13 protein-coding genes are annotated in these 10024 nt (G+C 58.8%); 1 reads left to right on the plus strand and 12 read right to left on the minus strand.

Annotation, left to right across the window (positions count from 1 at the left end):
* Nucleotides 1–30: 30 nt before the first annotated feature.
* Nucleotides 31–1947 (plus strand): transcription antiterminator, encoded by a 1917-nt coding sequence (locus REA38_RS08280; protein WP_033648995.1) that lies wholly within the window; start codon nucleotides 31–33, stop codon nucleotides 1945–1947.
* A gap of 4 nt (nucleotides 1948–1951) precedes the next feature.
* Here the strand turns inward: REA38_RS08280 and REA38_RS08285 are convergent, their stop codons facing one another.
* The 12 genes from REA38_RS08285 to kdsD form a co-directional block, all read right to left on the minus strand.
* Entirely contained in the window at nucleotides 1952–2374 is a 423-nt protein-coding gene (locus REA38_RS08285) for a type II toxin-antitoxin system HigA family antitoxin (RefSeq protein ID WP_033636138.1), read from the minus strand.
* On the minus strand, nucleotides 2371–2682 hold the full coding sequence (locus REA38_RS08290; RefSeq protein WP_033636137.1) for a type II toxin-antitoxin system HigB family toxin: 312 nt from the start codon (nucleotides 2680–2682) through the stop codon (nucleotides 2371–2373). Before REA38_RS08290 ends, REA38_RS08285 begins: the two co-directional genes overlap by 4 nt.
* A gap of 296 nt (nucleotides 2683–2978) precedes the next feature.
* Nucleotides 2979–3251, minus strand: coding sequence for a PTS phosphocarrier protein NPr (npr, locus tag REA38_RS08295; RefSeq protein ID WP_033648996.1), 273 nt, complete (start codon nucleotides 3249–3251; stop codon nucleotides 2979–2981).
* Nucleotides 3248–4102, minus strand: coding sequence for an RNase adapter RapZ (rapZ, locus tag REA38_RS08300; RefSeq protein ID WP_015379177.1), 855 nt, complete (start codon nucleotides 4100–4102; stop codon nucleotides 3248–3250). The genes npr and rapZ overlap by 4 nt, the downstream gene beginning before the upstream one ends.
* Before the next feature lie 129 nt (nucleotides 4103–4231).
* The gene (gene ptsN / locus REA38_RS08305; protein WP_016930212.1) at nucleotides 4232–4693 is read right to left on the minus strand and encodes a PTS IIA-like nitrogen regulatory protein PtsN; all 462 of its coding nucleotides are present in this window, start codon (nucleotides 4691–4693) and stop codon (nucleotides 4232–4234) included.
* Nucleotides 4694–4848: 155 nt separating this feature from the next.
* Nucleotides 4849–5136, minus strand: a complete 288-nt coding sequence (hpf, locus tag REA38_RS08310) for a ribosome hibernation promoting factor (protein ID WP_004937038.1) — start codon at nucleotides 5134–5136, stop codon at nucleotides 4849–4851.
* A 23-nt stretch (nucleotides 5137–5159) separates the two neighbouring features.
* The gene (rpoN, locus tag REA38_RS08315) at nucleotides 5160–6593 is read right to left on the minus strand and encodes an RNA polymerase factor sigma-54 (RefSeq protein ID WP_033648997.1); all 1434 of its coding nucleotides are present in this window, start codon (nucleotides 6591–6593) and stop codon (nucleotides 5160–5162) included.
* Nucleotides 6594–6645: 52 nt separating this feature from the next.
* Nucleotides 6646–7371 (minus strand): LPS export ABC transporter ATP-binding protein, encoded by a 726-nt coding sequence (gene lptB / locus REA38_RS08320; RefSeq protein ID WP_004937040.1) that lies wholly within the window; start codon nucleotides 7369–7371, stop codon nucleotides 6646–6648.
* 6 nt (nucleotides 7372–7377) lie between these two features.
* Nucleotides 7378–7917 (minus strand): lipopolysaccharide ABC transporter substrate-binding protein LptA, encoded by a 540-nt coding sequence (lptA, locus tag REA38_RS08325; RefSeq protein WP_004937045.1) that lies wholly within the window; start codon nucleotides 7915–7917, stop codon nucleotides 7378–7380.
* On the minus strand, nucleotides 7886–8464 hold the full coding sequence (gene lptC, locus REA38_RS08330; protein WP_033654803.1) for an LPS export ABC transporter periplasmic protein LptC: 579 nt from the start codon (nucleotides 8462–8464) through the stop codon (nucleotides 7886–7888). Before lptC ends, lptA begins: the two co-directional genes overlap by 32 nt.
* Nucleotides 8461–9015: a 3-deoxy-manno-octulosonate-8-phosphatase KdsC gene (kdsC, locus tag REA38_RS08335; protein ID WP_021505108.1), complete on the minus strand. Its 555-nt coding sequence runs from the start codon at nucleotides 9013–9015 to the stop codon at nucleotides 8461–8463. The genes lptC and kdsC overlap by 4 nt, the downstream gene beginning before the upstream one ends.
* 17 nt (nucleotides 9016–9032) lie before the next feature.
* A complete protein-coding gene (gene kdsD / locus REA38_RS08340; protein ID WP_033648998.1) occupies nucleotides 9033–10019 on the minus strand; it encodes an arabinose-5-phosphate isomerase KdsD in 987 nt (328 codons plus the stop codon).
* Nucleotides 10020–10024: the final 5 nt, after the last annotated feature.

The raw sequence follows: 10024 nt of genomic DNA on the forward strand, positions 1-10024 counted from the left end.
CGGGCGGGTCGCCTGATTGACGGACACAGAATGGTGCGATTTCCTTACCCGCGTTTGGCTTACTTGTTCGATGCTTTGCAAACCGAGACTTTGCCGCAGGATGAGCTGGCGAAGCGTTTCGCCGTGTCCACCCGCACGGTGCGGGCGGACATCACCGCGCTGAACGAGATTCTGGACAAATACGGCGCGCGTTTCGTGCATAACCGCGGTGCCGGCTATCGCCTGCAGGTCGATAACGCCGCGCTGTTCAGCGCCCTGCAGCATCAGGAGCGCCGCAAGCATGCCACCCCGCGCAGCGCGCAGGAGCGTGTGCATTATCTGCTGGTGCGTTTTTTGACCTCAGCCTTCTCCCTTAAACTGGAAGATCTGGCCGACGAGTGGTTCGTCAGCCGCGGTACGTTGCAAAACGACATGGCTGAGGTGAGAGAGCGTCTGGCGCACTATCAATTGACGATTGAAACCAAGCCGCGTTACGGCATGAAGCTGTTCGGCACGGAGATGGCGATCCGCGCCTGCCTGACCGATCTGCTGTTCCAACTGCAGCTGGCCGACGCCGAGAACCCGCTGCTCAATAACGAGATCCTGCTGCAGCCGCAGGTAGCGGCGTTCGCCGGATTGCTGCACCCGCTGCTGTCGCAATACGCCATTCGCCTGACCGACGAGGGCGAGCAGTACCTGATCTTCTACTGCGCGGTGGCGCTGCGGCGCATCAACGACGGCTATCCGCTGCCGGACTTCGAGGTGGAAGACGGCGACGACGCGGTGCGCCAGGTATCGACCCGCCTGGCGGCGGAACTGCGTTCGGCCTCCGGCAAAGAGATCTCGATGGCCGAAGAGGCCTATCTGCGGGTCAATATCGCCGCGCGGCGCGTGCAGGACGTGCAGCCGACCGAGATCAACGCCGACGATGAAGAAGCGCTGGTGGACTACATCCTGTCCTACATCAACGCACACTATAACTACAACCTGCAGGGCGACGAGCAGCTGCGGGCCGATCTGCTCACCCATATCAAGACCATGATTACGCGGGTGAAATACCAGATCAATATCCCCAATCCGCTGTTGGCCAACATCAAGCAGCACTATCCGATGGCTTACGACGTGACGCTGGCGGCGGTCTCCAGCTGGGGCAAATACACCCCCTATACCCTGAGCGAGAATGAGATAGGCTACCTGGTGCTGCACATCGGCGTGGGGCTGGAGCGGCATTACAACATCGGTTATGAACGCCACCCGCAGGTGATGCTGGTGTGCGATACCGGCAACTCGACGGTGCGCATGATCCAGGCGCAGATTGCGCGTAAGTATCCGCAGTTGGTGATGACGCGCATCGTCTCGCTGCGCGATTACGAGATGCTTGCGCATATCGACGAAGACTTCGTGATTTCCAACGCCCGCATCGGCGAAAAGAACAAGCCGGTGGTGGTGATGTCGCCGTTCCCAACCGATTACCAGCTGGAGCAGCTGGGCAAGCTGGTGCTGGTGGATCGCACCCGACCGTACATGCTGGAGAAGTTTTTCGACGCCGAGCATTTCATGGTGCTCAACGAGCCGCTGACGCAGGCGGAACTGTTCAGCCGAGTGTGCGGCCAGCTGGAGCGGGAAGGGTACGTCGGCGCGGACTTTTATCCGTCGGTGGTCGAACGCGAGGCGATCGTCTCCACCTTGCTGGGCGAGGGCATCGCGCTGCCGCACTCGCTGGGGCTGCTGGCCAAAAAAACCGTGGTGGTGACGCTGCTGGCGCCGCAGGGCGTCGCCTGGGGAGAAGGCGAGGTCGCGCACGTGATTTTCCTGCTGGCGATCAGCAAGAGCGACTATGAAGAGGCGATGGCGATCTACGAGCTGTTTGTCACCTTCGTGCGTGAACGCTCAATGAGCCGCCTGCTGAGCAGCGACAGCTTCGACAGCTTTAAAGCGGTGGCGCTGGACTGCCTGAGCCGGAGCTGAGTGGCTAATCCGCTTCCGGCAGGAAGAGGGCCGGGGGCAGATTGAAGCGTTTGGCCAGCGCCATAATGTGCGGAATGGTCAGCGATCTTTTGCCACTCAGGATTTGGCTGACCAACGACTTTTTACCGATCTCATGTTCAAAATCACTTTGGCTAAGTTGGTGTTGTTCCATCAATACGCGAAGCGCGGCCACTCCTTGCGGGAGTTGGGCGATACGCTGGTTGAATGCGGTAAATTCGGCGCTGTTATCTTCATATTCGGCGATTTTTTTTGCCAGCATGTCAATCAGCGGATGGTGTTCATCGTTTTCCAGCAAATATTCCACCAATTCGAGCGCTTCCCGGTAGTCTTGCTGAGAGCTGCTGCCCTGCAATAAGGGCACGGCGCGCAGCAGCGCATCGGCGGCCTTAATGGCATCTGTAATCATGATGAACTCCTTCGATAGTGCTGCATCAGCTTGTCGTACTCAGCGTGGCTAACGATATGCTTTATGAAGACTTTCTGTGTCTCGAAGCTGGCGAAGAACAAAATCCGCAGGTGGTTGCCGCCGACGTCAATGACCCACCATTTCTCTTTGTATTTCATACGATCGAGCGAAGGAAAAAGCGCTTTTAACTCGTCCGGCGTGCGGAACTCGCCGCGTCGCAACGCTTTATAAATGGCCTCGAGAGCAGCGGCTTCATTAGGATATTGCTTGGTTGCGTTATTGAACGGCTCCCTGGAAATGATATGCATCGTTCCCTCGATTCCTGCCTAGTGAACATTATAGCGACTGTCTTAGGTGTTCACAAATTGTAAACTTATCATCCCCGCTCACAGTGAGAGAGAAATACCCGGCCGCAGCCCGTTTTTGTCGTTGCATACTATTGCGGTTAGCGCCGTGCGGGTAAATCAATACTTCGCATTTACAGGCAGTTACGGCTGACTTTGGAAGCGGATACGCAAAGTGAAAAGCGGGAGATCGTGTCAGGGAGAGAAGGCAAAGAGAACGAACGCGTCGGTGCGACGCATTCGCGGGAGGGCTTCAGCGGCTAATCTTCATCAAACCCGGAGTTGAACAGCTCGACGACCGCCTCCAGTGCGTTGACTTCGTCGGGGCCGGTCGCTTCGACTTCGATATGCCGGCCCTGGGCGGAGTCCAGCATCAGCAGCGCGATGACGCTGCTGGCCTCGGCTTCGGTGCCGCTTTCGTTGCGCAGCATCACTTCGGCGTCGAAGCTTTGCACCAGCTCGAACAGTTTCATCGCCGGGCGCGCGTGCATGCCCAGCTTGTTTTTGATTTCAACCGTCTGTTTGACCGTCATTGTTTGCGCTTTTCCAGCGTGCGGTGGCGCGACTGCACGTTCTTGCCGCGCGAGCGGAAGTAATCGGCCAGCTGTTCCGCCACGTACACCGAGCGGTGCTTGCCGCCGGTACAGCCGATGGCGACCGTCAGGTAGCTGCGGTTGTTGGTTTCCAGCATCGGCAGCCATTGCTCCAGGTAGCTGCGGGTCTGGTAGATGAAGTTGTGCACTTCGGTATGGCGATCGAGGAACGACGCGACCGGCTTATCCAGACCGGTCATCGGCCGCAGCTTCGGATCCCAGTGCGGGTTCGGCAGGAAGCGCACGTCGAACACGTAGTCGGCGTCGATCGGGATGCCGTGCTTGAAGCCGAAGGATTCGAACACCATGGTCAGCTCGCGCTCACGCTTGCCCAGCAGGCGGGTGCGCAGCATTTCGGCCAGCTCGTGCACCGACATTTCCGAGGTATCGATAATCAGGTCAGCCCGCGAGCGCAGCGGTTCGAGCAGATCGCTCTCTTCGTCGATGGCGCTTTCCAGCGACAGGTTTTTGCTGGAGAGCGGGTGCAGGCGGCGGGTGTCGCTGTAACGGCGGATCAGCGTGTTGCGATCGGCGTCGAGGAACAGCAGCTGCGGCGAGAAGCTGTCCGGCAGCTGAGTCATCGCGTATTCGAACACTTCCGGCGATTCCGGCATGTTGCGCACGTCGATGCTGACCGCCGCGGAGATATTGCGTTCCGCCAGCGTATTGGCGAGCTGCGGCAGCAGCACCACCGGCAGGTTGTCAACGCAGTAAAAACCCATGTCTTCCAGCGCCCGCAAGGCGACGGATTTTCCTGAACCGGAACGGCCGCTGACAATCATCAGCACCATGTGGCAACTCCCCTGGCATCGCGGCGGCGTTCATCGCCACCGGTGGAAACTTTGTTATTCCGGCCGAGGCCGGATCCATCATCGTGAAACAGTAACGTTATCCGGGCTGGAAGTCACGCCGGCCGGGCATCACTCGGTGATGATTTGGTAAAGTTCTTCGTCGCTTTGCGCGGCGCGCAGGCGGCGGCATACGGTTTTGTCGGCCAGGCGTTTGGCGACCAGCGACAGGGTATGCAAATGGGTTTTGCACTGATCGGCAGGCACCAGCAGCGCGAACAGCAGGTCGACCGGCTGGTTGTCGATAGCGTCGAAAGCGATGGGTTGGTCGAGACGGATAAACACGCCAACGGCCCGCAGTGTGTCCTCTTCCAGTTTGCCGTGGGGAATGGCGATACCGTTGCCGATACCGGTGCTGCCCATGCGCTCCCGGGTGAGAACCGCGTCAAACACCACCTGCGAAGGCAGATTGAGCTGTTTGGCGGCCAGTTCGCTGATAATTTCCAAAGCCCGCTTCTTGCTGGTGCAGTGTACCGAGCTTTTGGTGCACTCGATGTTTAACACCGAGCTTAATTGCATATATTCGTTGTTCATCTCATCTTCACTTAAAACCGCGCCGCCGGGCGCACCCGGCAAGGCGGTTTTTCGTCGGTTTTAACCCTGATTACCGTTCGGCGCGTCACCCATGCGGGTCACGCGCCGAAGGGCGAGGCGGCGACGGATGCCGCCTCATGGAGTGGGTTAGGGTGTCAGTGTTGCTTCAATTTGTCTTTATGTTTGTTCAATTGACGTGCCAATTTGTCGATCAGCGTATCAATTGCGGCATACATATTCTCGTCTTCCGAGGTGGCGTGCAACTCGCCTCCATTCACGTGCACCGTTGCTTCCGCAATTTGCTGCACTTTTTCCACACTTAATACAACATACACCTGATTGATGCGATCAAAATACTGTTCGAGTTTGGCGAACTTGTTGTTCACGAACTCGCGCAACGGATCGGTGATTTCGATGTGGTGTCCGGTAATGTTGAGCTGCATAGTGTCTTCCTTCTCAATAGAGGTCAAACCAACTGTTTACGCTGGTTCGACGGCGGGATGGACAAAGACTCTCGGTACTTGGCGACGGTGCGCCGCGCCACGATGATCCCCTGATCGGCGAGCAGGGTGGCCAGCTTGCTGTCGCTGAGTGGCTTGGCGGGGTTTTCCGCCGCAATCAATTTCTTCACCAACGCGCGGATCGCCGTCGAGGAGGCTTCGCCGCCGCTGTCGGTATTCACGTGGCTGGAGAAGAAATACTTCAATTCAAAAATGCCGCGCGGGCTGTGCAGAAACTTCTGCGTGGTGACGCGCGAGATCGTCGATTCATGCATCTCCACGGCCTGGGCGATATCCGCCAGCACCATGGGTTTCATAAACTCTTCGCCTTGCTCGAAGAACGCCTGCTGTTGGCTGACGATGCAGCGGGTGACCTTCAGCAGCGTCTCGTTGCGGCTCTCCAGGCTTTTAATCAGCCACTTGGCTTCCTGCAGGTTGCTGCGGATGAACTGGCCGTCGGCTTCGCTGCGGGCGCTGTTGCCCAGCGCGGCGTACTGCTGATTGATCTTCAAACGCGGCACGCTGTCGCCGTTGAGCTCGACCGTCCATTTGTTCTGCGTCTTGCGCACCAGCACGTCCGGGATCACGTATTCCGACTCGCCGGTATTGATCGACTGCCCCGGGCGCGGATCGAGCGACTGAATCAGCAGCATCGCTTCTTTCAGTGTATCTTCTTTTAGCCGGGTTGATCGCATCAGGCTGCGAAAGTCGTGGTTGGCCAACAGATCCAGATGGTCGCTGATGATCAGCCGCGCTTCGGCCAGGTAAGGGGTGTCTTTGGCGTATTGGGAGAGCTGCACCAGCAGGCAATCGCGCAGATCGCGCGCGGCGACGCCGATCGGATCGAAACGCTGCACGCGCTTCAATACCGCCTCGACTTCCTCAAGGGTCACGTTCTCGTCGCCCAGGCTTTCCAGAATGTCTTCCAGCGGCACGGTGAGATAGCCGGTGTCGTCCACCGCGTCGACGATGGAGGTGGCGATGGCGGCGTCGGTATCGGAGAACGGCGTCAGATCCACCTGCCACATCAGGTAATCCTGCAGCGTTTGGGTGGTCTCGCCCTGATAGACCGGCAGTTCGTCGTCGCTGTAGTCGGTGCCGGTGCCGGACGGCGTGCCGGCGGTGTAGATCTCATCCCAGGTGGCGTCCAGCGGCAGCTCTTCCGGCATGTCTTTCTGTTCCAGCGCCTCGCGGGTATCGAGCCCCTCGGTCTCCTGGGTTTCTTTGGCGTCGATTTCGTCGTGCAGATCGGTCTGTTCAAGCAGCGGATTGCTCTCCAGCGCCAGCTGGATTTCTTGCTGAAGCTCAAGCGTGGACAACTGCAGCAGGCGGATCGCCTGCTGGAGCTGAGGAGTCATGGCCAGCTGTTGGCTGAGCCTGAGTTGCAAACCTTGCTTCATAGTTTTCTGTCTACTTCCGTTAACGGTGTCGCCCCGCAGGGTGCGCCGGCGCTTAGAGGCGGAACTCTTCGCCCAGATAAACGCGTTTAACCTGCTCGTCGGCCAGAATAGCATCCGGCGTGCCGTGGGCAATCAGTTTGCCCTGGCTGACGATGTAGGCGCGTTCACACACGTCCAGCGTCTCGCGCACGTTGTGGTCGGTGATCAGCACGCCCAGGCCGCTGTCACGCAGGTGCTCGATGATTTTCTTGATATCGATAACGGAAATCGGATCCACCCCGGCGAAGGGTTCGTCCAGCAGTATGAATTTCGGGTTGGCCGCCAGCGCGCGGGCGATTTCGACGCGGCGACGCTCACCGCCGGACAGCGCCTGGCCAAGGCTGTCGCGCAGATGGGAGATATGGAACTCTTCCATCAGCTCCTTGGCGCGGTCTTCGCGCTGTTCGCTGGTGAGGTCGGGGCGAATCTCCAGCACCGCCATCAGGTTGTCGTACACGCTCAGGCGGCGGAAGATCGACGCTTCCTGCGGCAGGTAACCGATGCCGCGGCGCGCGCGGGCGTGCAGCGGCAGCAGGCTGATGTCTTCTTCGTCGATCACGATGCGCCCGGCGTCGCGCGGCACGATGCCGACCACCATGTAGAAGGTGGTGGTTTTACCGGCGCCGTTCGGCCCGAGCAGGCCGACGATCTCGCCGGATTTCACTTTCAGGCTGACGTCTTCGACAACTTTACGGCCCTTGTAGGCTTTCGCCAGGTTTTCTGCGATGAGTGTTGCCATAAGTGATTAGTTACTCTTTTTCTGCTCGTTTTTGTCTTGCAACTGCGACGGTACCAGAACCGTTGTCACGCGTTTGCCTTTGTCGCTAAACGCCTGCATTTGCTGCTGTTGCACCAGATAGGTGATGCGATCGCCTTTCACGTTGCTGTCGAGCTGCTCCAGATAGGCGTTGCCCGTCAGGGTCACCAGCTGGGTCGCCACGTCGTAACGCACTTTCTGCGCGTGGCCTTTGACCGGCTTGCCGCTGTCCTGCATCTGGTAGAAGGTTACCGGGTTGCCGAACGCTTCAATATAGGTCTTATTCTGATCTCCGCCCGGGCGGGTGACCACCACCTTGTCGGCGCGAATATCGATGGTGCCTTGCTTGATCACCACGTTGTCGGTGAAGGTGCTGACGTTGCTCTGCATGTCCAACGACTGCTTGAGCGAGTCGATGCTTACCGGCTGGCTGGAGTCGGATTTCAGCGCCAGAGCGGGGGCGCTGGCGGCCAAAACTAAGCTGCCGAGCAACAGGTTACGGAGTTGGTTTTTGGTTCTGAATTTCATAGTTGGTCTTAACCTTATCAATCAGCTCAGCGGTTTTGGTCCGCAGGTTCCCACGCATTTTCATGCCGTTAGAGGTAAAATTGGTCCCGTAAATCGTGACTTCGTCATCGGAGGTGACGTCCTGGGTGACCAGGTTTACCTGAGCGTTGTCCGTCTTAATTTTTTCCAGCTGCGAGGTGGTGGTCAGGCTGTTTACCTCGACGTGACCATACAGATACAGCATCCGGTCTTTAGTCAGTTTGGCGCGATCGGCGCGAACTGACCAGGTGGCCACCGCATTCTCATCGAACAGCGTCATTACCGGCTGGGTGAACCAGCTCAGCTCGCCGGCGGTGTAATACTTCGCGTCTTCCGCCACCAGTTTGTAATTCAGCTTGCCGGCCGGGTTGTACACCACGGTGACCGTGTGCTGGCTCTGGTAGGTCGGATCCTGATCGTTGACCGGGCCAGGGGCCGTGTCGTCGCTAAAATCCGTCATGTTCCAGCCGATCAGCGCCAGAACGATCACCGTCAACAGGATGGTGATCCACAGTTTGGTTTTACTCATATCGACAGCCCTTTGGCGTCCTCCAGCTTATTTTGAGCCAAAAGAATGATGTCGCACAGTTCGCGCACCGCGCCGCGGCCGCCGGCAATGCGGGTGACGTAGTGGGCGCGCGGCGTCAGCAGCGGGTGGGCGTCCGCCACCGCGACCGCCAGGCCGACCTGCGCCATCACCGGCCAGTCGATCAGGTCATCGCCGATATAGGCGACCTGATCCGCCGTTAACGACAGTTTATCCAACAGTTCGCGGAAGGCCAAAAGCTTATCGGACTGCCCCTGATACAGATGGGTGATACCGAGCGTCTGCGCGCGGTCTTCCAGCAGCTTGGCGGAGCGACCGGTGATGATCGCCACCTCGATGTCCGAGGTTTTCAAGCAGCGGATGCCGTAGCCGTCGCGCACGTTGAACGCTTTCAATTCTTCACCGTTGTTGCCCATGAAGATCAGGCCGTCCGACAGCACGCCGTCAACGTCGCAAATCAACAGGCGGATGTTCCCGGCACGCGCCATAACCTCTTGTTCTACCGGCCCGTAGCAGGTTTCTACCATACCCATTCCGTTCTATTCCTTAATTAAACGACGCCGGCGCGCAGCATGTCATGCATATGTACCACACCCAGCAACTGGTCGCCATCGGCAACCAGCAGCGCGGTGATGTGGCGTTGTTGCATCAGGTTCAATGCATCGACCGCCAGGATGTTGGGGCGCACCCGTACGCCGCCCGGCGTCATGACATCGGCGATCTTCGCCTCGTGCAGGTTGATGCCCATGTCGAATACCCGGCGCAGGTCGCCGTCGGTGAAGATGCCGGCGATTTTCATCAAATCGTCGCAGACAACCGTCAGGCCCAGATTTTTGCGGGTAATTTCCAGCAGCGCGTCGCGCAACGAGGCGTCGGCGCTGACGTGGGGCATTTCGTCGCCGCTGTGCATGATATCGCTAACCCGCAGCAGCAGTTTGCGGCCGAGTGCGCCGCCCGGATGCGACAGCGCGAAATCTTCCTGCGTGAAACCGCGCGCTTTCAGCAGCGCGACGGCCAGCGCATCGCCCATCACCAGCGTGGCGGTGGTGCTGGTGGTCGGCGCCAGCCCCAGCGGGCAGGCTTCCTGCGGCACCTTGATGCACAGGTGGATATCCGCCGCCTTGCCCATCGAGCTTTCCGGATTGTTGGTCATACAGATGAGGGTGATCTGCTGGCGTTTCAATACCGGGATCAGCGCCAGGATCTCGCTGGACTCGCCGGAGTTGGAGATGGCGAGCACGATGTCCTGCGGGGTGACCATGCCCAAATCGCCATGGCTGGCCTCCGCCGGGTGAACGAAGAATGAGGGGGTGCCGGTGCTGGCGAAGGTCGCGGCGATCTTGCAGCCGATATGGCCGGATTTGCCCATGCCCATCACCACCACTTTGCCGCCGCAGGCGGCGATCGTTTCGCAGGCGCGGGTGAAGTCTGCGTTGATGTAGCTGTCGAGCTGAGCCAGCCCTTCACGCTCTATCTGAAGCACTTCTTTGCCGGCCTGCTGAAAATCGAAGCCCGGTTGCAACTCAATGTTCGACATACTCA

Source organism: Serratia sp. MF1(2023), from assembly GCF_030954545.1.
Classification (GTDB): domain Bacteria; phylum Pseudomonadota; class Gammaproteobacteria; order Enterobacterales; family Enterobacteriaceae; genus Serratia; species Serratia sarumanii.

Coding starts and splice junctions, on each gene's coding strand:
- REA38_RS08280 (WP_033648995.1), top strand. CDS start 31: ATGGTGCGATTTCCTTACCCGCGTTTGGCTTACTTGTTCGATGCTTTG.
- REA38_RS08285 (WP_033636138.1), bottom strand. CDS start 2,374: ATGATTACAGATGCCATTAAGGCCGCCGATGCGCTGCTGCGCGCCGTG.
- REA38_RS08290 (WP_033636137.1), bottom strand. CDS start 2,682: ATGCATATCATTTCCAGGGAGCCGTTCAATAACGCAACCAAGCAATAT.
- npr (WP_033648996.1), bottom strand. CDS start 3,251: ATGACGGTCAAACAGACGGTTGAAATCAAAAACAAGCTGGGCATGCAC.
- rapZ (WP_015379177.1), bottom strand. CDS start 4,102: ATGGTGCTGATGATTGTCAGCGGCCGTTCCGGTTCAGGAAAATCCGTC.
- ptsN (WP_016930212.1), bottom strand. CDS start 4,693: ATGAACAACGAATATATGCAATTAAGCTCGGTGTTAAACATCGAGTGC.
- hpf (WP_004937038.1), bottom strand. CDS start 5,136: ATGCAGCTCAACATTACCGGACACCACATCGAAATCACCGATCCGTTG.
- rpoN (WP_033648997.1), bottom strand. CDS start 6,593: ATGAAGCAAGGTTTGCAACTCAGGCTCAGCCAACAGCTGGCCATGACT.
- lptB (WP_004937040.1), bottom strand. CDS start 7,371: ATGGCAACACTCATCGCAGAAAACCTGGCGAAAGCCTACAAGGGCCGT.
- lptA (WP_004937045.1), bottom strand. CDS start 7,917: ATGAAATTCAGAACCAAAAACCAACTCCGTAACCTGTTGCTCGGCAGC.
- lptC (WP_033654803.1), bottom strand. CDS start 8,464: ATGAGTAAAACCAAACTGTGGATCACCATCCTGTTGACGGTGATCGTT.
- kdsC (WP_021505108.1), bottom strand. CDS start 9,015: ATGGGTATGGTAGAAACCTGCTACGGGCCGGTAGAACAAGAGGTTATG.
- kdsD (WP_033648998.1), bottom strand. CDS start 10,019: ATGTCGAACATTGAGTTGCAACCGGGCTTCGATTTTCAGCAGGCCGGC.